This is a genomic window from Streptomyces sp. NPDC002926, assembly GCF_053591755.1.
This window is the reverse complement of the sequence record NZ_JBSFUK010000010.1, coordinates 203,161-225,327: the sequence shown is the minus strand read 5'-3', so window position 1 is coordinate 225,327 and position 22,167 is coordinate 203,161. Positions and strand designations below refer to the sequence as shown.

18 protein-coding genes and 1 pseudogene are annotated in these 22,167 nt (G+C 71.3%); 7 read left to right on the top strand and 12 right to left on the bottom strand.

Annotation, left to right across the window (positions count from 1 at the left end):
- Positions 1-300 precede the first annotated feature (300 nt).
- The 3 genes from ACWDZ6_RS18825 to ACWDZ6_RS18815 all read left to right on the top strand — a co-directional run bounded on the left by ACWDZ6_RS18825 (position 301) and on the right by ACWDZ6_RS18815 (position 4,774).
- Positions 301-1,209 (top strand): RNA polymerase sigma factor SigF, encoded by a 909-nt coding sequence (locus ACWDZ6_RS18825; protein WP_451503747.1) that lies wholly within the window; start codon positions 301-303, stop codon positions 1,207-1,209.
- Positions 1,210-1,383: 174 nt separating this feature from the next.
- On the top strand, positions 1,384-2,562 hold the full coding sequence (locus tag ACWDZ6_RS18820) for a DegT/DnrJ/EryC1/StrS family aminotransferase (RefSeq protein ID WP_451503761.1): 1,179 nt from the start codon (positions 1,384-1,386) through the stop codon (positions 2,560-2,562).
- Entirely contained in the window at positions 2,555-4,774 is a 2,220-nt protein-coding gene (locus tag ACWDZ6_RS18815) for a lipopolysaccharide biosynthesis protein (RefSeq protein ID WP_451503746.1), read from the top strand. Before ACWDZ6_RS18820 ends, ACWDZ6_RS18815 begins: the two co-directional genes overlap by 8 nt.
- Here ACWDZ6_RS18815 and ACWDZ6_RS18810 read toward each other — a convergent pair.
- The 7 genes and pseudogenes from ACWDZ6_RS18810 to ACWDZ6_RS18780 form a co-directional block, all read right to left on the bottom strand.
- On the bottom strand, positions 4,749-5,888 hold the full coding sequence (locus ACWDZ6_RS18810; RefSeq protein ID WP_451503745.1) for a glycoside hydrolase family 26 protein: 1,140 nt from the start codon (positions 5,886-5,888) through the stop codon (positions 4,749-4,751). The genes ACWDZ6_RS18815 and ACWDZ6_RS18810 overlap by 26 nt on opposite strands.
- Positions 5,888-6,286, bottom strand: coding sequence for a hypothetical protein (locus tag ACWDZ6_RS18805; RefSeq protein WP_451503744.1), 399 nt, complete (start codon positions 6,284-6,286; stop codon positions 5,888-5,890). Before ACWDZ6_RS18805 ends, ACWDZ6_RS18810 begins: the two co-directional genes overlap by 1 nt.
- A complete protein-coding gene (locus tag ACWDZ6_RS18800) occupies positions 6,283-8,226 on the bottom strand; it encodes a hypothetical protein (protein ID WP_451503743.1) in 1,944 nt (647 codons plus the stop codon). The genes ACWDZ6_RS18805 and ACWDZ6_RS18800 overlap by 4 nt, the downstream gene beginning before the upstream one ends.
- A 117-nt stretch (positions 8,227-8,343) precedes the next feature.
- The gene (locus ACWDZ6_RS18795) at positions 8,344-9,135 is read right to left on the bottom strand and encodes a polysaccharide deacetylase family protein (protein ID WP_451503742.1); all 792 of its coding nucleotides are present in this window, start codon (positions 9,133-9,135) and stop codon (positions 8,344-8,346) included.
- A 17-nt stretch (positions 9,136-9,152) separates the two neighbouring features.
- Positions 9,153-10,679 carry a glycosyltransferase gene (locus ACWDZ6_RS18790; RefSeq protein WP_451503741.1) on the bottom strand — a complete coding sequence of 509 codons (1,527 nt, stop codon included), beginning with the start codon at positions 10,677-10,679 and terminating at the stop codon, positions 9,153-9,155.
- A 34-nt stretch (positions 10,680-10,713) separates the two neighbouring features.
- Entirely contained in the window at positions 10,714-11,823 is a 1,110-nt protein-coding gene (locus ACWDZ6_RS18785; protein ID WP_451503740.1) for a GNAT family N-acetyltransferase, read from the bottom strand.
- Between the two features lie 129 nt (positions 11,824-11,952).
- Positions 11,953-12,012: pseudogene (locus ACWDZ6_RS18780) on the bottom strand (lasso RiPP family leader peptide-containing protein); the annotation flags it as partial.
- A 164-nt stretch (positions 12,013-12,176) separates the two neighbouring features.
- Here ACWDZ6_RS18780 and ACWDZ6_RS18775 point away from each other — a divergent pair.
- A complete protein-coding gene (locus ACWDZ6_RS18775; RefSeq protein WP_451503760.1) occupies positions 12,177-13,382 on the top strand; it encodes a cytochrome P450 family protein in 1,206 nt (401 codons plus the stop codon).
- A 21-nt stretch (positions 13,383-13,403) separates the two neighbouring features.
- Here ACWDZ6_RS18775 and ACWDZ6_RS18770 read toward each other — a convergent pair whose 3' ends face one another.
- The gene (locus tag ACWDZ6_RS18770) at positions 13,404-14,099 is read right to left on the bottom strand and encodes an aspartate/glutamate racemase family protein (RefSeq protein WP_451503739.1); all 696 of its coding nucleotides are present in this window, start codon (positions 14,097-14,099) and stop codon (positions 13,404-13,406) included.
- A 95-nt stretch (positions 14,100-14,194) separates the two neighbouring features.
- Here ACWDZ6_RS18770 and ACWDZ6_RS18765 point away from each other — a divergent pair, with 95 nt between their 5' ends.
- The 3 genes from ACWDZ6_RS18765 to ACWDZ6_RS18755 all read left to right on the top strand — a co-directional run bounded on the left by ACWDZ6_RS18765 (position 14,195) and on the right by ACWDZ6_RS18755 (position 16,570).
- Complete coding sequence (locus tag ACWDZ6_RS18765; RefSeq protein WP_451503738.1) at positions 14,195-15,094, top strand: hypothetical protein; 900 nt, start codon at positions 14,195-14,197, stop codon at positions 15,092-15,094.
- Between the two features lie 45 nt (positions 15,095-15,139).
- Complete coding sequence (locus tag ACWDZ6_RS18760) at positions 15,140-15,574, top strand: DUF6196 family protein (RefSeq protein ID WP_451503737.1); 435 nt, start codon at positions 15,140-15,142, stop codon at positions 15,572-15,574.
- 129 nt (positions 15,575-15,703) lie between these two features.
- Entirely contained in the window at positions 15,704-16,570 is an 867-nt protein-coding gene (locus ACWDZ6_RS18755; RefSeq protein WP_451503736.1) for an SDR family oxidoreductase, read from the top strand.
- Here ACWDZ6_RS18755 and hutI read toward each other — a convergent pair.
- From hutI to hutU, 4 genes are all read right to left on the bottom strand, one after another.
- Positions 16,549-17,721: an imidazolonepropionase gene (gene hutI, locus ACWDZ6_RS18750; RefSeq protein WP_451503735.1), complete on the bottom strand. Its 1,173-nt coding sequence runs from the start codon at positions 17,719-17,721 to the stop codon at positions 16,549-16,551. The genes ACWDZ6_RS18755 and hutI overlap by 22 nt on opposite strands.
- A 94-nt stretch (positions 17,722-17,815) precedes the next feature.
- The gene (locus ACWDZ6_RS18745) at positions 17,816-19,159 is read right to left on the bottom strand and encodes a formimidoylglutamate deiminase (protein WP_451503759.1); all 1,344 of its coding nucleotides are present in this window, start codon (positions 19,157-19,159) and stop codon (positions 17,816-17,818) included.
- On the bottom strand, positions 19,156-20,346 hold the full coding sequence (locus ACWDZ6_RS18740; RefSeq protein ID WP_451503758.1) for an allantoate amidohydrolase: 1,191 nt from the start codon (positions 20,344-20,346) through the stop codon (positions 19,156-19,158). The genes ACWDZ6_RS18745 and ACWDZ6_RS18740 overlap by 4 nt, the downstream gene beginning before the upstream one ends.
- A gap of 56 nt (positions 20,347-20,402) precedes the next feature.
- Complete coding sequence (gene hutU / locus ACWDZ6_RS18735) at positions 20,403-22,067, bottom strand: urocanate hydratase (RefSeq protein ID WP_451503734.1); 1,665 nt, start codon at positions 22,065-22,067, stop codon at positions 20,403-20,405.
- Positions 22,068-22,167: the final 100 nt, after the last annotated feature.

Sequence of the window (22,167 nt, the reverse complement as noted above, 5' to 3'; positions counted from 1 at the left end):
CGTGTCGCGCTGCGTCGTGCGCCGCGTCGCCGTCATGTCATCCGAGTGTCGTTCCCTGCGTCGAGCACCGTCGGTGGACAGCGCGGACGCCCGACGAACAGTACGCCTTTCGTACGCCGACGGGTAGCCGAACTCTCTACCAAATCCGACACATAGGACATATGACACTTGCAACTGTCCATGCCGACCGGGTAGGCCTAGTAAAGACACAACCGACACGGCCGGCTTTGGAGGCGCCGCTCACCGCAGCAGACAGGTATTGGCATCGGCGGCCATATGCCGAGAACGATGGAGGAGACCATGGCACCCCGGCTCGACGCATCGCGTACCCCCACCGTGCCGTCGGCACTGCCCACCCCCGCAATCGAATCCGAGAACCTGGAGAACCTGGAGAGCCCGGACGGGCTGGACGGGCTCCCGGTGATCCCTCCCTTCAACGAGGTGGGGCCCCTTGACGCGCGCGCCCTGTCGAAGACGCTCTTCGGGCGCCTCGAGTCCCTCGAGGAGGGCACGCACGAGTACGCCTACGTGCGTAACACTCTCGTCGAACTCAACCTGGCGCTGGTCAAGTTCGCCGCCTCCCGGTTCCGCTCCCGCAGTGAACCGATGGAGGACATCATCCAGGTCGGCACGATCGGCCTGATCAAGGCGATCGACCGCTTCGAACTCAGCCGCGGCGTCGAGTTCCCGACCTTCGCGATGCCGACCATCGTGGGCGAGATCAAGCGATTCTTCCGCGACACCAGTTGGTCCGTGCGGGTACCGCGCCGCCTCCAGGAGCTGCGGCTCGACCTCGCGAAGGCCGGCGACGAACTCGCCCAGCAGCTCGACCGCGCGCCCACCATCGGCGAACTGGCGCAGCAGCTCGGCATCAGCAACGACGAGGTCGTCGAGGGCATGGCCGCGAGCAACGCGTACACCGCGAGCTCGCTGGACGCCCAGCCCGAAGAGGACGAGACCGAGGGCGCGCTCGCGGACCGCATCGGCTACGAGGACCACGGACTCGAGGGCATCGAGTACGTCGAGTCGCTGAAGCCGCTGATTGCAAGCCTTCCGCCACGGGACCGTAAAATCCTCTCCCTGCGTTTCGTCGCCAACATGACGCAGTCGGAGATCGGCGAGGAGCTCGGAATCTCGCAGATGCATGTGTCCCGGCTGCTGTCCCGCACGCTGGTCAGGCTCCGGAAGGGCCTGACGCTGGAGGAGTGAACGGGGACGCGCCGCCCAGGCCGTTGGAAGGGCCCATTCCGTCAAGGAATGGGCCCTTCCCCGTTATTGACGGGGCAGTCCTGATTGGTCCACATTGAGCCAGGGGTAGGTGGGGGGACGAACATGGCTCTTGGGGAGGGCTGCCCTACGGCGTACGCACCACTGGAAGCGCTGATGGGCCGCCGTCTGGGCAGGGAATGTCTGTACGTGCCGTCGTGCCGTATCGGGCTCTATGTGGCCCTGCGCCATTGGTGCCCGCCCGGCGGGCGGGTGCTGATGTCACCGGTCAACGACGACGTCATCTTCTTCGTGGTGCTCGCCGCCGGACTGCGTCCCGTCCAGGCCCCGCTCAGCGCCGAGGACGGGTCCATCGACACGGCCGCCGTCCCCGACTCCGTATGGCGCGGGCTGTCCGCCGTAATCACCACCAATCTCTACGGAAATCCCGATCCGGTCCCCGAACTGCGCGCCCGCTGCGACCAGTTGGGTATCCCGCTCATTGAGGACGCCGCGCACGCGATCGGCAGCGAGGTGGCCCGGCGGCCGGTGGGCACCTTCGGTGACGCCTCCGTATTCAGCCTCTCCAAGCACACCGGGGCCAAGACCGGCGGATTCCTCGCCGTCGGGGATCCGGCGCTGCGGCCTGCACTGGAGCGGGCACGGGACGAACTCCTCGAACCGGCACGGCTGTCGGCGGAGATCTCCTACCGCCTGCGACCGTACGCCGAGGCCGGTGTGCGCGGACTGCGACTCGTCCGGGCAGCCCGCGCCACCCAGCGGCTGCTCGGTCTCGAGGAGCGCGAGGACATCCGGATGGAACTGCGGCCGGGCGAGCTCAAGCAGGCGATGTCCGCCGCACCCGCGCTCGCGGACTTCCACTCCTGGATACGCGTGGACATGCACGACTACCGGCTCAGACCCGGCGGGCTGCGGCTGCGGCGTACGCATCGGCTGCTGACCCGCCTCGACCACCGGCTGGCCGCACACCTCGCCGGCACCCGGCGGCTGTCCGCCACCGAGTGGGCGCTGCCGCGGCCGGGACCGGCGCAGCCCCTGTTCCGGGTGCCGCTGCTGGTCGAAGACCGTGACGCGGCCATCGCCGCACTCGCCCGCCGCCGGATCACGGTCGGCTACCTCTACGACCCGCCGCTCGACGCGTACGCCGGCGAGGTCTTCACCGACCCCTCGCCCGCGCCGGGCCCGGCCGCCTGGTTCGCCCGGCACGCCCTGCCCGTCGATCCGCTCCGCGCGGAACAGGTGATATCCGTCCTCACGGAACTGCGCGCACGGCCCGCCCGGCCGCCCGGAAGAGCCGGAACCGCGCCGCCCACACAGGGCGAGCACGGTGTCTGACACCACCCGGCTGCGCAAGCCGTCGGATGCCGTGCCGCCGGCCGCCCCGGACCTGTCCGGGGCGGCCGAAGCGCCGGTGAGCGCGGCACCCAGCGGTGACTCCATGTTCCGCAACGCCTACGCGCTGATGCTCTCCACCGGCGTCTCCGCCGCGCTCGGCCTCGGCTTCTGGCTGGTCGCCGCCCGGTACTACACCAAGGAGTCGGTCGGCGAGGGCTCTGCCGCCATCGCCGCGATGCGGCTGCTGGCCTCCATCACCGCGACCACGATGATCGGCGCGGTGGTGCGGTACGTGCCACGGGCCGGACGGGCCACCGGGCCGCTGGTGTGGCGGGCGTACGCGGCCAGCTCGCTGGTGGTGTGCCTCGCCTCCGTGGCGTTCCTGTTCACGCTGGACCTCTGGGGGCCTTCGTACGCGCCTCTCGGCGGACTCACGGCGGGCGCGGTCTTCACCGCGTCCTGCGTCGCCTGGGCGCTGCTGACCCTCCAGGACGGGGTGCTGACCGGGCTGCGCAAGGCCGTGTGGGTGCCCGTCGGCAACGCCGTCTTCTCCATCGGCAAGCTGCTGCTGCTCGCTCTCTTCGCCACCGCCATGCCCGTCCTCGGCATCTTCGTCTCCTGGGCCGCGGCCATCGGCCTGTCCGTACTGCCGCTGGGCTGGCTGATCTTCCGCAGGCTCATCCCGCGGCAGGCCGCGGCCGACAGCGACCGCGAACCGCCCGGCCTCCGCGAGATCGGGCGCTTCCTCGCCGGTGACTCGGTGGGGTCGCTGTTCTCGCTGGCGATGATCAATCTGCTGCCGGTGATGGTCGCGATCCACTTCGACGCCGCGCACAACGCGTACTTCTACATCGCGTACACCGTCGGCGGGACGATGGAGTTCATGGCCATCAACATGGCCTCCTCGCTGACCGCCCACGCCTCGCACAACCCGGAGACGCTGGCCGCCGGGGTGCGCGGCGCGCTGCGCCGGATGGCCGTGCTGCTGGTGCCGGTCGTGCTGTTCCTCGTCTTTTTCGCCCCGCAGATCCTCGCCCCGTTCGGCCACACCTACGCCGAGCACGGCACCACGGTGCTGCGGCTGCTGGCCGCGGCCGCGCTGCCGCGGGTGGCGGTCGAGCTGTACATAGGAGTGCTGCGCGTACAGGGGCGTACGGGCGTGCTCGCGGCGCTGCAGGGCGCGATGTGCGCGCTGGTGCTGGGCAGCGCCACGCTGCTGCTCGGCACCGTCGGGATCCCCGGAGCGGGCCTGGCGATGCTGCTCTCGATGACTCTGATGGCCGCGGTGTCGGCGCCGGGGCTGCGCGCCGCGCTGGCGGGCCGCGAGCCGAAGCCCTCGCGGCTGGGCCGGCTGCTGCACCGGGGGCCCGGGAAGGAGATCGAGTACGGCACGAACTGGGCCCGGAAGGCCGCCGAGCGGCGCGAGCGGGCCGACCGGGACGAACGGGAGTTCGGATCCGACTGGGCGCACCGGACCACGTACCTGCGGGGCGGGCACGACACGGCGACACCCGCACTCGGCATTCCTGTGTACGTGCACGAGCCCGCGAACGAGCGGCCCGCCGCATCCGGCGGCGACGAGGTCGGGCTGACCAGTTGGCTGTGGCTGTGGCTCGGGCTGGCCGCCGCGCTCTTCTGGACTCCGCTCTCCCGCGCCGAGGACCTCGGCCGGCACCGGCTGTCCGGCGGCGAACTGCTCGACGCGCTGCCGCCGGTCACGCTCACCGCGGGCATCCTGCTGGTCGTCGTGTACTGCGCGGCCGTCGCGCTCCAACGGCCGCGGGCCGCCCTGACCGGCGCGGCCCTGCTGGTGACCGTCGCCGCGCTGCACACCTCGCCGCTGCTGCTCGGTATCCGGCCGGAGCCGGCCGAGGGCTCGTGGGCCGAAGCGCTCGCGGACTTCCTCGCCGATGCGGCGGGCCTGGACGGCCCGGCCGGCGTCCTGAGCGTGCTGCCCGCCGCGCTCCAGGTGCTCTGCCTCGGGCTCGCGGCGGTGACGCTGCGCGCGACGGGCGCGGGCGAGCGGCTCACGGCGGGCGCGGTGTGGGTGCTGGCGGTGGCCGGGTGGGCGGCACAGGACACGGTGGCGGCCGCCGCGCTGCCGGTGTTCGCCGGATTCGCCGGGCTGTACGCGGCAGCGGCGGCCGGTGCCGCGATACGGCGCCGCCGCACCGGCCCACGTGCTGTCAGCGGGTCGGCACCGCCTGCTTGAAGTAGCGGTCGGCGCCCGCCTTCCGGTAACCCTCCAGCGCCGGGCCCTCGTTGACGGTGAGGTCGCATTTCGCCTCGGCGGAGGTCGCCCGGTTCCAGTGGACCATCGCCTTCACCTTCGGCATGGTCCCGATGACTTCGGGGATGGCCGAGTACCAGCCGCGCTGCCGGTCCGGATCCGCCGGGTCGGGCGCGGTGGCGAACTCCGCCAGCATCAGCGGTTTTTCCGCCGAGATGTTCTCCAGCAGCCAGTCGTAGGTGGGCCGCTGGGTCTCGTCGAAGTCGTTCCAGTCGGTGGTGTCGTGGCAGCCGAAGTAGTTGTACTGGTCCATGCCGATCCAGTCGACGTAGTCGTCGCCCGGATAGAGCTGTTTCATCACGTCGGCGCTGCCCAGATAGCCGGAGACCGTCCACACCCAGACGACGTTGCCGGCGCCCAGCTTCCGGAACCGGTCGTGCAGATGCCGGTAGGCGGCGACATACTCGGCCGGGGTGCCCGCGCCCTCCTTGATACGGGCGTCGACCTCCTGGTCGAAGGAGAAGAAGACCCGCTTGCCGTACGCCTTGAGGCGGCGGATCTGCGGGTCGATGATCCCGGCGTCGTACTTCCCCGAGGCGATGTTCTTCCAGCCGAGCTGGGTCTCCGTGTAGTTCGCGTGGTGCGGTTCCTTCCACACCGTGGACTCCCAGGCCAGCATCAGCAGGCGGTCCCTGCCGAGCTCCTGCTCGTCGGCGGTGAGCAGTTGGCCGTCGGCCTTGCCACCCGACATGTCGTGGTACGTATAGACGAGATCCAGCTTGCGGCCGATCTTCTTCTCGAACGCGTACACCGGTTCCGTGAGGGAACTGTTCCGGTCGTACGGGATGTAGGCGCCCCACCAGGCCCCGCATCGTGCGACCAGCTTCTCGTCCGGTGCGCAGGACCCGGTCGGCAGCTCGCCGGACGCCGCGTTCCGGGGCAGATCCCGGCCCGCCGAGCGGGCGTCGTCCCCCTTCCCCGCCGTACCGTCGAGGTCACCCGCCCAGACACCGAGCCCGGCGACCAGCAGCGCCACGGCGACCAGGACGACGGCGGTGTATGCCCGCTTGTGGGGCCCCGCGTGGCGGGCGTTCATCAGCCACCGCCCGCGGGCCTGCGTTTGACCCGCTCGGCGGCGCCCTGAGTGGCGGCGGGCAGCGGCAGGCCGGGCAGCGCGGCGACGACGGTCGCGAAGGCGGCCAGCGCCACCAGGAAGGCGGTGGCCGAGAAGGCCCTGACCAGGTAGAGCGAAGTGGCGGTGAGCACACCGAGCGACAGGCTGATCGGCGCGGCCAGCGCGAACGCCTCCAGCCGGGCGCCGGACCGCAGTCCGCTGGGCTGGGGATAGAGCATGGCGAAGCCGGGCCCGAAACAGACGAAGAGCAGCACCGGTATCCAGCGCAGCGGCGAACCGCCGGGCAGCAGGGTCGCGGCCAGGGCCACCCAACCGGAGACCGCCACGGCCGCTCTGAGCTGGTTCTGATGGACCTTCATCGGGTGATCCCCCCGCTTCGGGAGCCTCGTGGGTCTCCTGGCCGGTATTCGAGTACGACGCCGTACGGCTGCTCCTCGACGACCTTGAACAGCGGTGACGCAGACAGGCGCGAGCGCAGCGCGGCGAAGCCGCCGGGCGGCAGCAGGCCTTCGCCCGCGGTGTAGATGTCCTGGGTCCGGGTGAGGATGACGTACGCCTTGGTGCCGCGCGCGATCCCCTTGGCCAGATATCCGGCCGGGTCCTTCAGCATCTTCTCGTTCTCCGGCAGTTCCTGCTCGGCGAAGAACCAGTGCTCCAGCCGGTCGTAGCGGTGCAGTGCCTGCGGGAACGAGCCGGTGGTGGCGAGAATCAGCGTGCCCTCCGCGGCCCGGTCGATGGTCCGGGTGACCATCGCCGTCTCGGCGGGCGCCGTGTAGTACATCTTCTCCTTGCCGTAGTACGACGGCATGAAGCCCGCGACCAGCGCCATCAGCACCAGCGGCAGTGCGACGGCCGCGATCCGGCGCCGCACGGCACCGGCCCGGGTGAGCGGCCTGCGGGCCCCTACGACAGCCGGAACGAGTGCCGCCGCCGCGAAGAACGCCGCGCCCGGAAGCCCGAAGAGGTAGACGCGGAACAGCATTTCGCCGCCGTAGTCGTTGACGGCGAACATCGGTACGGGAGCGGCGGACACCAGCAGTAGCGGCAACGCGCTCCGGGTCAGGCGGCGCCGCGTCACCACCGCGATCCCGGCAAGGGCGGCGACCGCAAGCACCATCACCACATTGGCGCGCCCGGCCAGCTCGGGCCCGGGCCCGGTGAGCTGACCGGCATACCCGGCCCGGGAGTTCTGCATCAGATCGCCGATCGAGTCGCGCAGGGTGCCCAGCGTCTCGACGAACAGCGGCCGCCCCATCGTCAGGTCCCAGATCAGCATCAGCAGCCCGGCGACGACGAGCAGCCCGTAGTTGCGGTAGCGGCGGGTGAGGGTCAGGCCGAGCAGCGAGACGCACAGCATGACCGGTGTGAGCTGGTGGGAGGCGTTGATCGCGGCGATGAGCGGGGCGAGGATGGCGATGCAGACGGCCCGCTGGCGCACCCCGGTGGGCGGCGGCACGGGGGCGGCCACCGGATCGAGACAGGTACGGTCGCGCAGTCTGCCCGCGGATCCCGGCCGTACGAAGTGGCGCAGCACCACGGCCAGTACGGTCAGATGCAGCAGATAGGCGAAGCCCTGCGGGGCCAGATAGTCCTGCCCGACCCAGTTGGCGGCCTGGAAGATCCACAGGGCGGTCCACACCAGCCGCCAGTCCTCGGTGAAGGTGCGGTAGATCAGGACCAGCACCGGCATGACCAGCAGGCCGAGCACGATCGGCGCCCAGTTGAGGTAGGCGGTCGCGCCCTGGAGGCCGAAGGTGCGCACCAGGGCGGCGTTGAGTGAGAAGAAGCCGGGCCACTGGTCGTACGCCGACATGTTGCCCGACAGGGCGGCGTTCGGCCGCAGTTCGCCGTTGAGCAGCAGCTGGTTGATGACCGCGTCGTGCTTGGAGGCCCAGGGGTAGCGCACCGAGTCGTACAGCACGGCGGGCGCCGCCTTGAGCGCGAAGAGCAGTCCGACGCAGTAGGCGGCGGGCCACCAGGGGGCGGTACCGGCGCGGCGCAGACTGAGCAGGAAGCCGCAGGTCAGAACCAGTAGCGAGAGGTAGAAGGCGGCGGGAAGCCGGTCGAGGAGGCCGTAGTCGCCCATGGAGCGGAATCCGATGCGCGGCAGCGCGTACAGCCAGAGGCCGATGCCGAGGAGCAGCGGCAGCCAGCTGAGAAGAAGGTCGGGTCGCAGCAGGTCGGGCGGCCTGCGGGTGCGTGGCCGGGCGGTGTCGCCGGGTGATTCCTGGCCGGTGGCGTCCAGGGCGGTCGAGGGCGAGCTGCGCCCTGTGAGCGGTGCGGGTACGCGTTGACGCACAGTGCGACTCCCCCCACGGATGTGGTCGCGGCCGTCACGCCGCTGTCCCTTCAGCGAAGTATAGGAACTGATTTCGTGTTTGCGTGGCTCTCTGCCCCGGTTGCCTCACTGCCCCCGCTACCCCGCGAAGACCGGGCCCTTCAAGGCCGCGCGGGCCCGCCGGTAGAGCCGCCACCCGACCGTCGGCAGCGAGTCGGGGAACGGCGCGACCGGCGCGCCGCGACCGTCCATCCACGCCTCGACGTCCGCGACGGTGTGGCTGCGGCGCAGTATGAGGCGGGCGATGCGGTACGTCTCGTCGGTGTCCGAGCTCAGTGCGTGCCGCACCGCGACCGCCGACGCGTAGCCCGCGCGGGCGGCGGCCTCGCGCACCGCGCGGCTGTTGTAGCCGTGCGGATAGGCCAGGTGCGTCACCTGATGGCCGAGGACGTCCTCCAGAACCGCCTTGGGCTCGCGCAGTTCACGGTGGAGTGCCTGCGGCGGCAGGGTGTCCAGCTGGGGGTGGGTCACGGTGTGCGCGCCCACCTCCATTCCGTGCTGCTCCAGCAGTGGCGCCTGCGAGAGGGTCATCATCGGCGCGGGCGGCAGCAGACTGCGCCGGCCCGGGGTGATGGCCCCGGTGGTGAGATACGCGGTGGCGGGCAGTGCGCGTGCGGCGAGCGCCTCGGCGGTGGACCGCGGCAGATCGGCGAAGCCGTCGTCGAAGGTGAGGACGACGGGCCGGGACGGCACCGGGGCACGGCCGGCGAGCTGGTCCGCGAGCGCGCCGATAGTGACCGGGGTGCGGCCGCTGGCCACGATCGCGTCCAGCTGCGCGCCGAACTCCCGTGGCGTGACGGTGAACTCGGCGATCCAGTCGGGCGGCTCGTCCATCACTGCGTGGTAGAGCAGCACGGGGATCCGGGGCATTGTCGTACCAGCGCCTCTCACCGGTCGTCCCGTTGCGGCCTGCTGCCCCACGGGAGCGGAACGCCGCGTACTCGTCGGCGTGCCTTGGCATACCCGATCGGCCCGGCCAGCATGCCGCGCCGCTCGAGCCGGGAGAGATGGCGCGGCCACGGATAGTCCTGTACCCCGTGCTCCCCGGGCACTGCTGCGCCGCCCACGTCGCGGTGCGCGGTGATGGATCGGGCGTGCGCGAGTCCGCGCGGCAGTTTTCTCAGCAGTGCGGGCAGCAGCGCGGGCCGGCGGACCAGGACGGCGGTGAGATACGCGGTGAGGCCCGCGCCGTAGCCGTACGCCTGATTCTTCAGGTCCTGCCAGCTCTCGCGGTGGTGGTGCCAGACCAGCGCGTCGGGGGTGTAGCGCAGCCGGTGCCCGGCGGCGAGGACGCTGACGAAGGCGTACAGGTCGTCGCCGCCCCTGGCCGGGGTGCCGGTGCCGGTGGCGGGGTCGAAGCCGCCGATCTCGCGCAGCACCGTGGCGCGGAAGGCCATATTGGCGCCGGAGCCGAAACTGCCCGCGGTGAACGGGAAGAGCGGTTCGCCGGCGGGCGGGTGCGCCGGGTCGTACTGGCGCGGTGTGAAGCCCTTGGCGAAGCCGCCGTGGCTCTCGAGGAGGATCTGCGCGGGCGTGCGCAGCCGGGCGGGCAGGATCAGCCCGGTCGCACAGCCCAGGCCCGGATCGCCGGCGAAGGGCGCGGTCAGCGCGGTGAGCCAGTGCGGATCGGCGATGACGTCGTCGTCGGTGAAGGCGATGACCGCGCCGTCGGCGGCGGCGACCCCGCGGTTGTGGGCTGCGGCGAGACCCGGTACGGGCTCACGGACGTACCGGGCGCGCTCCCCGTATTTGTGCTCGACCAGATCGTGGGTGGCGCTGGTGACGGGCGCGTTGTCGACGACGACGATCTCGAAGTCCGGGTGGTCCTGGGCGAGCAGCGAATCGAGCGCGCGGGCCAGCTGATCGGGGCGCTCGCGGGTTGCGACGACGATGGTCACCCGGTCCTGTGGTGACCGTGGGCCGGGGGCTTGTGCGGGGTCCCGTGGCCCAGGTGGGCCGGGGGCTTGTGCGGGGTCCCGTGGCCCAGGTGGGCCGGGGGCGTTGGTGGTTGCTGCCCGGTGGGTGGTTTCCTCGTGGGCACCCCGGGAGGTTGCCGCCCAATGGTGGGTTTCCTCGTGGGCACCCGGGGAGGTTGCCGCCCGATGGGTGGTTTCCTCGTGGGCAGCCCAAGGGGTCGGCGGCACATCGTGTGCGAGCTTGGCGCGGGCGGCCGCGGCGACGGCGTCGGCCGGGTCCCGGCCGGGCGGGACGGCGCAGACGACGGTGGCGACGGGCCGGCCGCGGAGCCGGACGAGTGCGTAGACATCACCGCCCCGCACGGGCGGACCCCCGCCCGGCGCGGGTCCGAACCGCAGGACGGCGCCGTCGGGGCCGTCCAGATCCAGCTCGGCCACCTGGATCTCGGCCGGCCACTGTCTCTGCGGTCCCGGTGGCCCCTGTGGTGTGCTCGGCATGCGAATCCCCCGCCTGCTCGGATGTTCCGGCTGTTCAGTTGCCCCGCAACTTGCCGACCTGATTCAGCGCCTTCTGCGCGTATCCGGCCAGCCGCGGCCTGCTGCGTACGAAACTGTGCGCGCGGCGCGACGGTTCGCGGCTCAGCCAGTACAGGGCCGCCCGCGCCCCAGGCAGGACCGAGGAGCCCTCGTGGACCCATAGCTCACCGGTCTTCAGCGCGTCCTTGTACTCGGCGGCCCCGCGCCCCAGGTCGAGCATTCCGATGCCCTCGGCGGCGGCGGACTCCGCCATCCGCAGATGCAGGATCAGACCCGGCGAGTACTTGGCGAACTCGACGTCGTACGCCGGGAACCAGCAGGACAGCACGGTGCGCGAGCGCAGCCCGAAGTGTGCGGCGACGGGCCGGTCGGCGACATACAGCACGGACAGCACTCCGGAGCAGCCGGACGTGCGTGTCCCGTGCAGCAGCCGGACCAGGGTGTTGATCCACTCCTGTGCGAAGCGGTCCCGGCGGCCGGTCCTGCGGTACTGCGCGGACTTCCACTCCATGAGCGCACGCAGCGCGGCCGGGTCGCGCTCGTCGAAGACGAACCGCACCTGGCCCGCCTGCCGCCCCAGCCGGCGCTCCTTGGCCAGGGTGGTCCTGAGGAACTTGGGCGACTGCGCGCGCAGGACCTCCTCGTACGCCGGATATCCCGCGCCGATGTCGATCACGGGAGAGGCGTACTCCTCGGCGGCATCGGGCACGAACATGCCCTGGCTCGCTTCAAGGTTGTCGAACTCCCACGCCGACAGCCCGCAGGCACGCAGCAGCTCACGGGGCGCGATGGTGAGGCCGGAGCGGAGCACGGCGCCCTGGCAGTCGGAGACCCCCAGACCGATCGCGCGTCCGTGGCCCAGTGGCCCTCGTTCGTACGGAAAGAAGCCGACGGGCTCCCTGTCCTCCCACAGCACCGCCACCCTGGCCGCGGGCCGCACGCGGCCGACGGTGAGGGTGAACTCCGGCTCCATGAACGGATTGGCGGGTGCGCCGGTCTTGGCGCGCAGCTCCCGCCAGGCCTCGATCTCTCTCTCGCCCAGCTCGTCCGGTTTCACGACACGAATGCGTACACCGCTCAACTCGACCCCCCGGTCCCTCCCCATGAGCTTTTCCCCAGGACAGGACGCTACCGGCCCATATCCCGACAGGGTAGGGAGCATCGCACTTCTTGTGACCGTTCCGTGAAGGAGTGAGAAAGCGGGATACGCGAGGTGTTCGAGTTCCGGAATCAACTATTCAGCAATGCAGGAGGAGTTGAACGACCCGTATTCGAACAAGGTCGGCTGCTCGTACTATCTGAATGCTCCCGGTCACTCAGGGGCGTTCGACGTGTACGGACCCGGAGCCCGGCCGTGCGCCGCGGTGATCGCGGCCGTCTCAGCCGCACTGGCCGGCCGGCTCGCATGCCGCAGTCAGGAGAGCCCAGTTGACCACCTCACGTGACACCGCGCATCGGATGGACCCGGCCGGAGGCTGCCCGCACGCGGACAACGCCCGGCTGCTCGCCGAGGGCGCGGTCGCACCGGTCGTACTCCCCGGTGAAGTGGCAGGCATGGCGGTGCTCGGCCATGACGCGCTCAAGGAGTTCCTCGCCCATCCCGACGTGGCGAAGGGAGCGGCGCACTTCACCGCGCTGCGCGACGGGGAGATACCCGACGGCTGGCCGCTGAGGACCTTCGCGACGGTGCAAGGCATGACCACCGCCGACGACGCGGACCACCGGCGGCTGCGCTCGCTGGTGAGCAAGGCGTTCACGGCCCGCCGGGTGGGGGAGCTGAGGCCCCGGATCGAGACACTGACGGCGCGGCTCCTCGACGGCCTGGACGAGGCGGCCGCCGCGGGCGGGGGCGTCGCCGATCTGCGGACACACTTCGCACTGCCCCTGCCGATGGGGGTGATCTGCGAACTCCTCGGCGTGGACGCCGAGCACCAGGACCAGCTGCACCATCTGTCGAACCAGGTAGTGAGCACGTCCATCGGCCCGGAGGAGGCGATGGACGCGAACCGCGAGCTGGTGGCGGTGCTCGGGACCGTCGCCGCGACCCGTACGGAGAATCCGGGCGACGATCTGACCAGCGCGCTGATCGCTGCCCGCGAGGAGGACGGCGACAGGCTCAGCCGGCACGAACTGATCGGCACCCTGCTGCTGATGATCATCGCCGGGCACGAGACGACGCTGAACCTGATCACCAATGCCGTACGCGCGGTGTGCGCCCACCGGGACCAGCTGGAACTGGTGCAGTCCGGCAAGGCGACCTGGTCGGACGTGGTCGAGGAGACGCTGCGCTGGGACAGCCCGGTCAGCTACTTCCCGTTCCGCTATCCGACCCGGGATCTCACGGTCGACAAAACGGTGATCCCCAAGGGCACGCCGGTGCTTGCCGGTTACTCGGCGGCCGGTCGTGACAAGTCGGCGCACGGCCCGGACGCGGACCGTTTCGACATCACCAGGACCGGCGGCGCCCGGCATCTGTCACTGGGCCACGGCCCGCACTACTGCCTGGGTTCGCCGCTGGCGCGGATGGAGGCGACCATCGCGCTGGAGCGGCTGTTCACGCGCTTCCCGGAGCTCGATCTGGCGCTCCCTGAGGCGGAGTTGCGGAGGCACGCGAGCTTTGTGGGCAACAGCGTCCGGGAGTTGCCGGTACGGCCCCGACCCTGAGGCGCATGCTCCGGGCGGGCGTCAGCGCCCGCCCAGAGCGGCGGCCACGGCCGCCTCGGCATGCAGCCGGGTCGTCGGAAACAGGGGCACCGGGCTGTCCTTCTCCCCGATGAGCAACTCGATCTCGGTGCACCCGAGTACGACGCCCTCCGCACCGGCGGCGACGAGTCGGCCGATGACCTCCCGATAGGCGGCTCGGGACTCGTCCCGTACGACTCCGCGGCACAGCTCCTCGTAGATCACCCGGTGCACCAGGGCGCGCCCTTCCGTGTCGGGCGTGAGCACCTCGAGTCCGTGCCCGGCCAGCCGGTCCCGGTAGAAGTCCTGCTCCATGGTGAACGCGGTTCCGAGCAGCCCGACCCGGCCGAGCCCCTGCGCGCGTACGGCATCGGCGGTGGCGTCCGCGAGATGCAGCAGCGGAATGGAGACGGCGGCCTCCACCTGTCCAGCGACCTTGTGCATGGTGTTCGTACAGATCAGCAACAGGTCCGCGCCCGCGGCCTGGAGCCCCTGTGCGGCCTCGGCGAGGATCTCACCGGCGCGCTCCCACTCCCCCGCGACCTGGAGCTCCTCGACCTCGGCGAAGTCGACGGAGTGGAGAACGCACTTGGCGGAGTGCAGCCCGCCGAGCCGTTCCCGTACCAGCTCGTTGAGCAGCCGGTAGTACTCGGCGCTGGATTCCCAGCTCATGCCGCCGATCAGCCCTATGGTCCTCATCGGCTCACTCTGTCACGTCCCGCCGTGCCGACTCGGCAGTCAGTGAGAAAATGGGACAAAGACCCTTTCTCGGGGATACCCCGCGGGAGGCAACAATGATGGCGTCGCAAGGCACGGAACCTGCCCTGCCCGCTCAGCACAGGGACCTCTGGTCCGGGATAGCCGGGCTGGTGGCCGGAGCGCTGCTGATCGCCGGGCAGGCTCTGTGGATGGGCACCCCGGACACCAGGGGAAGCGGCGCGCTCAGGCGCGTCTTCTTCTACTACATCGACGACAGCAATCAGGGCCTGTCGGAGGCCACGGCCCTGGTACTTCTGGTGTCGGGCCTGCTCTTCCTGTTCTTCGTGGTCGCCCTCGCCCGGCTGGCCGGCAACCGCTCCCATCTGGTGCTGGTGGGCGGCACGGCCTTCACCGCGCTGCTCATGGTCGGGGCGGTGGCCGGGAACATCTTCGGCATCACGGCGAACCACTCCGCGGCGTTCCCGGTGCTCCCGGAGACCGCGCTGCTCGCGTTCCTGCTGCTGAACGTCGCGTACGGAGCGATGATCGCGGCGATGGCGGGAGCGGCGGTGATGCTGTTCGCGCTCTGGCGCGCGGGCCAGCAGACCCGGACGATCCCGGCGTGGCTCGGCTGGGCGGGCTTCGTGGTGGCGGTGCTGTCGCTGGCGGGGCCGTTGACCGCGTGGCTGACGCCGCTGCTGCTGGGGGTGTGGTCGCTGGGCGGGGGCGTTGTGCTGATCATGAACGCGCGTCTCGAACGTGCCGCGGAGACGCCGGGCGCCGGCCCGCCCCCTGAGGGCACGGGGCCGACGGACGCTGCGGGTGCCGGGCCGGCGGACAAGGCGGCAACCGGACCCGCGGGCACGTCGGGCACCGGACCGGCGGACAAGGCGGGCACCGGCCCCACAGACACGGCCGGTACCGGCCCCACGGGCGCGGCGGGCACCGGACCGGCGGGCACGGCGGACACCGGGCCCTCGGACAAGGGGAGTTAGCCTTCGGTTCCGCGGCAGGAATCCCAGGCATCGAGGAGCACGCTCGTGGTCAGTGTCAGTGTCGAGACCGCCCAGCAGACCGAAGAGCGTCTCCAACGCGTGGTCTCCGAGGCCGAGTTCATGGTCCATGAGGGGCTCTGGTCCTTCGAGGAGTTCCCGGCCGACCGGCCTCCGGCTCTCACCGCCGACACATTGGCGATGGTCCGTGACGCCGACAGCTGGTGCCGCCTGGTTCCCGCCCCGTCGGACGGTGGTGATGCCGAACGGTTCGGGATCTTCTCCTTCCACTTCCCCGACGCCACGGACAACAGCGGATTCGTCGGCTGGCTGGCCACTCGCCTCAAAGCGCGGCTGGGCACGGGGGTCTTCGTCGTCTGCGGCAGCAACCGTGGCCGTGGCGGCATCTACGACTACTGGGGGTGCCCGGCCGACCTGACCGCCGAGGCCATCAAGGTGATCGCGGAACTCCGCGCGGCCTGAGTGTTCTTGCACCGGGACCGCTGTTTCCACGTCCCGGCGAGCTGTCGACCGGCGCACGCTGATCGTGCGCGCTGTTGCGGGGGCCCGGCCGTAGTCTCGGAGCAAGCAGCACGACGAGAGGACGCGCCCATGCCCCCAGCCATCGCCGTCACCGGAGCGGGCGGACAGATCGGCGGACGTGTCGCGCGGCGGCTCTCCGGGCGGGGGGTCGGCGCGCGGCTGCTGGGGCGGGATCCCGGACGGCTGCCGGACCTCGCCGGGTGCGTCAAGGCGCCGCCGGCGGCATACGGGGACGGGGAGGCCATGCGCCGGGCGATCGAAGGGGCCGACACGCTCTTCCTGGTGTCGGCACACGAGGCGGCCGACCGGGTGCGGGAACACACCACCGTCGTGGACGCGGCCGTCGCGGCCGGGGTCGAGCGGATCGTGTACGTGTCGTTCGTCGGCGCCGCGCCCGATGCCACCTTCACCTTCGCGCGCGATCACTGGCACACCGAGGAGTACATCCGGGGCACGGGGCTCGCGCACACCTTCCTCCGCGACAACCTCTATATGGCCATGCTGCCCGCCCTGGCCGCCGCGGACGGGATCATCCGCGGGCCCGCCGGGGACGGGCGGGTCGGGGCGGTGGCGCACGAGGACATCGCGGATGTCGCCGCTGCCGTGCTGCTCGGGGAAGGGCACGACGGGGCCACGTACGACGTCACCGGACCCGAGGCGCTCTCCCTCGACGAGGTCGCCGCGGAGCTGACCCGGGTCGGCGGTCGTCAGGTCACCTACCTGGCCGAGACGCGCGAGGAGGCGTACGCCTCACGGGCCGGGTACGGCGCGGAGGAGTGGGAGGTCGCCGGCTGGGTGTCCTCCTACGAAGCCATCGCCAACGGCGAGACGGCCACCGTGTCCGACGTTGTGCCGCGGCTGACGGGCCGTCCGGCGCAGAGCCTCACCGAGTACCTGGCCGAGCATCCGGGCAGTTACCGGCACCTCTTGCCCTGACGCCAGACCTCCGAGACGAGCGGCACGCCCGGCCGGTAGGCCAGGTGGACATGGCTCGGGGCCTCGAGCAGGGCGAGGTCGGCGCGGGCGCCGGGGGTGATGCGGCCGATGTCGGTACGGCGCAGGGCCGCCGCGCCGCCGGCCGTCGCGGACCAGATCGCCTCGTCCGGAGTCATACCCATGTCCCGTACGGCGAGCGCGATACAGAACGGAACGGAGGACGTGAAGGACGAGCCCGGATTGCAGTCCGTGGACAGCGCGACGGTCACACCCGCGTCCAGCAGGCGGCGGGCGTCGGGCCACTGCGCGCGGGTGGAGAACTCCGCGCCGGGGAGCAGCGTGGCGACGGTCGCGCTGTTGGCGAGCGCGTCGACGTCCGCGTCGGTGAGGTGCGTGCAGTGGTCGGCGGAAGCGGCGTCGAGCTCGACGGCGAGCTGCACGCCGGGGCCGTAGCTGAGCTGGTTGGCATGGACGCGAGGGTGCAGGCCCTTCGCCTTGCCTGCGGTGAGGATCGCGCGGGCCTGGTCGCCGTCGAAGGCGCCCTTCTCGCAGAAGACATCGACCCAACGGGCGTACGGAGCACAGGCGTCGAGCATCTCGCCGGTGACCAGGGCGACGTACCCGGCGGGGTCGTCGGCGTAGTCGGGCGGGACGATGTGCGCGCCGAGGTAGGTGACCTCGTCGGTGTGGAGCGCGGCGATGCGCAGGGCGCGGGCCTCGTCCTCGACGGTGAGCCCGTAGCCGGACTTGGTCTCGAAGGTGGTGGTGCCCTGGCGGAGTGCCTCGCGGAGGTGGTGCGTGAGGTTCGCTTCGAGAGCCTCGTCGCCGGCCGCGCGGGTCGCGGCGACGGTGGTGCGGATGCCGCCGGCGGAGTAGGCACGGCCGGACATCCGGGCGTTGAACTCCTGAGTGCGGTCGCCGGCGAAGAGGAGGTGGGAGTGGGAGTCGACGAAGCCGGGGATGACAGCGCGGCCGGCGGCGTCGACGGCGTCATCGGCTGCCGGAGCCTCGGCGCTGGGCCCGACCCAGGCGACGTGGTCGCCGTCGACGACTACAGCGGCGTCCTGGAGGAGGCCGATGGGGGTTCCGTCGCCGAGGGCGGGGTCATTGGTGACGAGGCTGCCGATGTTGGTGATGACGGTGGTGGTCATGGTTCCTCTCCGAGGGTCTTTGCCCTTCCCCGCCCCTTCCCGTGACTGGGGGCTTCGCCCCCGGACACACGGGCGGGGTGGGGGAAGTTCAACGTCATGCGCGCAGGGCCGCGATCGCTTCCGACAGCGCCGACGGGACGTCCGGGACCAGGGTGTGGGAGCCGTGGCGGACCACGTGGCGGCCCGCCACGACCGTGTGCCGCACCTCCGCGGCCGTCGCCGCGAACACCGCCGTCTCCGCGGCCAGCCGCGGCAGCGGCCCCGCCGTGCGTACGGTGTCGAGGGCCACCGTCGTGAAGTCGGCCAGCGCGCCCGCCTCCAGGCGCCCCGCCTCGTCCCAGCCCAGCGCCGCGTGTCCGTCCTCGGTGGCGGCACGCAGCAGTGACGCGGCCGTCCAGTGGCCGCGCGTACGGGTCCGAAGGCGTTCGTCCAGCTCCATCGCGCGGGCCTCTTCCAGCAGGTCGATCACCGCGTGGCTGTCGCTGCCGAGCGAGAGCGGGGAGCCCTCGCGCTGGAGGTCGGCCGCGGGCCCGATGCCGTCCGCCAAGTCCCGCTCGGTCGTCGGGCACATGCAGGTGCCCGTCCCGCTCCCGCCGACGAGCGCGATGTCCTCGTCCGTCAGATGCGTGTTGTGGACGCCCGTCGTCCGGGGGCCGAGCACACCGTGGTCGGCGAGCAGCCGGGCCGGGGTGCACCCGTGCGCGGCCAGACAGGCGTCGTTCTCCGCGGTCTGCTCGGAGAGGTGGACATGGAGGGGGGCGTTCCGTGCGGCTGCCCAGGAAGCGACGGTGGACAGCTGCTCCGCCGGAACCGCCCGTACGGAGTGGATCGCCGCCCCGATCCGTACCATGTCACCGTCCTTCAGCAGCGAGGCGCGCTGCGCCCACGCCTCCGCCGTGCCGTCGGAGAAGCGGAGCTGATGCGCGGTGGGGGGCTCCCCGGTGTGCTTGTTCCCGATGGCGGACGACAGATACGCCGTGTCGAGCAGGGTGATCCGGATGCCCGCGTCCGCGGCGGCGGCGATCAGCGCCTCTCCCATGGCGTTGGGCTCGGCATACGGCGTGCCGCCCGGCGCGTGATGCACATAGTGGAACTCGCCGACCGCCGTGATGCCCGCCAGCGCCATCTCCGCGTACACCGCCCGTGCGAGCGCGTGGTACGTCTCCGGTGTCAGCCGCGAAGCGACCCCGTACATGAACTCGCGCCAGGTCCAGAAGGTCCCCGACCCGACCTGGACGAGGCCGCGCAGGGCCCGGTGGAAAGCGTGCGAGTGGGCGTTCGCGAGGCCGGGGATCGTGAAGCCCCGCAGCACGACCGCGCCCCGCGGCGGGGTGCCGACCTCGGTGCGTACGGCCGTGATCCGGCCGTCCGCCACGTCCAGGGCCACGCCCGGCTCGACATGTGTGCCGAGCCAGGCATGTTCCAGCCAGTACGTCATCTGCACGCGAGACCCTCCAGTACGTCGGCGAGCGCGATGACCCCGGCGACGCAGTCGTCCTCGGCCGCCGACTCGGCCGGGGAGTGCGAGACGCCTGTCGGGTTCCGTACGAACAGCATGGCTGTCGGGATGGCGCCGGACAGGATTCCCGCGTCGTGTCCCGCGCCCGTACCGAGCACGGGGACGGAGCCGCCGAGGATCTTGTTCATCTCGTCGCGCAGCGCGTGCTCGAACTCGATCACCGGGGTGAAGGACTCGCGCACGACACGCAGGTCGACGCCGTCCCGCTCGGCGCGCTCCTTCGCCGCCCGCTCGATCGCGGAGACGACCGTGTCGAGCGTGGCCTGGTCGGCGGCGCGCGAGTCCAGCCAGCCGCGCACCAGCGACGGGATCGCGTTGACGGCGTTCGGCTCGACGGAGATCTTGCCGAACGTGGCGACCGCGCCCGCGAGTTCGGCCTCGCGGCGGGCCGCGAGGACCGTCTCGGCGTACGTCAGCATCGGGTCGCGGCGGTCGACGAGCCGCGTCGTGCCCGCGTGGTTGGCCTCGCCGTGGAAGTCAAACCGCCAGCGGCCGTGCGGCCAGATCGCGGATGCGATGCCGACGCGATCACCGGACAGGTCGAGCGCCCGGCCCTGCTCGACATGGAGCTCGACGAACGCGCCGATACGGGCGAGCCGTTCGGGGTCGGGACCGATGGTGGACGGGTCGTACCCGGCCTCCTCCATGGCCTGCGGGAGCGACACCCCGTCGCCGTCGCGCAGCCCGTACGCCGCTTCGCGCGTCAGCTGTCCGGAGGCGAGACGCGAGCCCACACAGGCGAGACCGAAGCGGGCGCCCTCCTCGTCACCGAAGTTGGTGATGGCGACCGGCTTCGTGAACCGGGCTCCTCTGGCGCGCAGTTCGTCGAGCGCGGCGAAGGAGGAGACCACGCCGAGCGGGCCGTCGAAGGCACCGCCGTCGGGGACCGAGTCCAGGTGGGAGCCGGTGATGACGGCACCCTCGGCGAGCGGGTCGCCGAGCCAGGCCCACTGGTTGCCGTTGCGGTCGAGCTCGTAGGTCAGGCCGCGGGAGTCGGCCTGTGCCTTGAACCAGGCGCGGCAGTCGGCGTCGGCGCCGGTCCAGGCGTAGCGGCGGTAGCCGCGGGTGTCCGCGTCGCGGCCGATGGGTTCGAGGTCGCGCCACATCTCGTGGAAGGAGGCCCCCGCCGGTCCGGCGGGGGTGTTGCCGGGAGCGTTCACGGTCACGCCTGGTCGCCCTCGCGCATCGGTACACGCACACCGAGCTCGTCCGCGACCGACTCGGCGATGTCGTAGCCCGCGTCCACGTGGCGGATGACGCCCATGCCGGGGTCGTTCGTCAGTACGCGGCGGATCTTCTCGCCCGCGAGTTTCGTGCCGTCCGCCACCGAGACCTGGCCGGCGTGGATGGAGCGGCCCATGCCGACGCCGCCGCCGTGGTGGATCGACACCCAGCTCGCGCCCGAGGCCACGTTGACCATGGCGTTGAGCAGCGGCCAGTCGGCGATGGCGTCCGACCCGTCCAGCATGGCCTCGGTCTCGCGGTAGGGGGATGCGACGGAGCCGCAGTCCAGGTGATCGCGGCCGATCACCAGCGGTGCGGCGAGCTCACCGGAGGCCACCATGTCGTTGAAGCGCTCGCCCGCCTTGTCGCGCTCGCCGTAGCCGAGCCAGCAGATACGCGCCGGCAGACCCTGGAAGTGGACGCGCTCGCCGGCCATCTTGATCCAGCGGTGCAGCGACTCGTTCTCCGGGAACAGCTCGAGCATCGCCTTGTCGGTCTTGTGGATGTCCGAGGCCTCGCCGGACAGTGCCGCCCAGCGGAACGGGCCCTTGCCCTCGCAGAACAGCGGCCGGATATACGCGGGCACAAAGCCGGGGAAGGCGAACGCCCGCTCGTAACCGGCCAGTTGGGCCTCGCCACGGATGGAGTTGCCGTAGTCGAAGACCTCGGCGCCGGCGTCCATGAAGCCGACCATCGCCTCCACATGGCGGGCCATGGACTCGCGGGCGCGCTGTGTGAAGTCGGCGGGCTTCTCGGCGGCGTACGAAGCCATGTCGTCGAAGTCGATGCCCAGGGGCAGGTAGGCCAGCGGGTCGTGGGCCGAGGTCTGGTCGGTCACGATGTCGATCGGCGCGCCTTCGGCGAGCATGCGCGGCAGCAGTTCCGCGGCGTTGCCGAGCAGGCCGATGGAGAGCGGCCTGCGGGCGTCGCGGGCCTCGACGGCGAGCTGGAGCGCGTGCTCCAGGGAGTTCGCGCGCACGTCCAGGTAGCGGTGCTCGATACGGCGCTCGATCGCGCGCGGGTCGACGTCGATACAGATCGCGACGCCGTCGTTCATCGTCACGGCGAGCGGCTGCGCGCCGCCCATGCCGCCCAGACCGGCGGTCAGCGTGATCGTCCCGGCGAGTGTGCCGCCGAACTTCTTGGCGGCGACCGCCGCGAACGTCTCGTACGTGCCCTGCAGGATGCCCTGCGTGCCGATGTAGATCCAGGAGCCGGCCGTCATCTGGCCGTACATGGTCAGACCCAGCTGCTCCAGCCGCCGGAACTCCTCCCAGTTCGCCCAGTCGCCGACCAGGTTGGAGTTGGCGATGAGCACCCGCGGCGCCCACTCGTGCGTCTGCATCACGCCGACCGGACGGCCGGACTGGACCAGCATCGTCTCGTCCTGCTTCAGCGTCTGCAGCGTGCGCACCATCGCGTCGAAGGAGCGCCAGTCGCGGGCCGCCTTGCCGGTGCCGCCGTAGACGACGAGCTTGTCGGGATGCTCGGCGACCTCGGGGTCGAGGTTGTTCTGGAGCATGCGGAGGGCGGCTTCCTGCTGCCATCCCAGGGCGCTCAGTTCCGTACCGCGCGGTGCCCGTACGGGGCGGGGTCCTGACATGGCAATGCCTCCTCGCGACTGCGACCATGACTGTTGGCTTATCTATTCACATCTTCTCCGTCTGAATAGTCTTAGTCAACAGCTGCGATGCGGCCCGCCG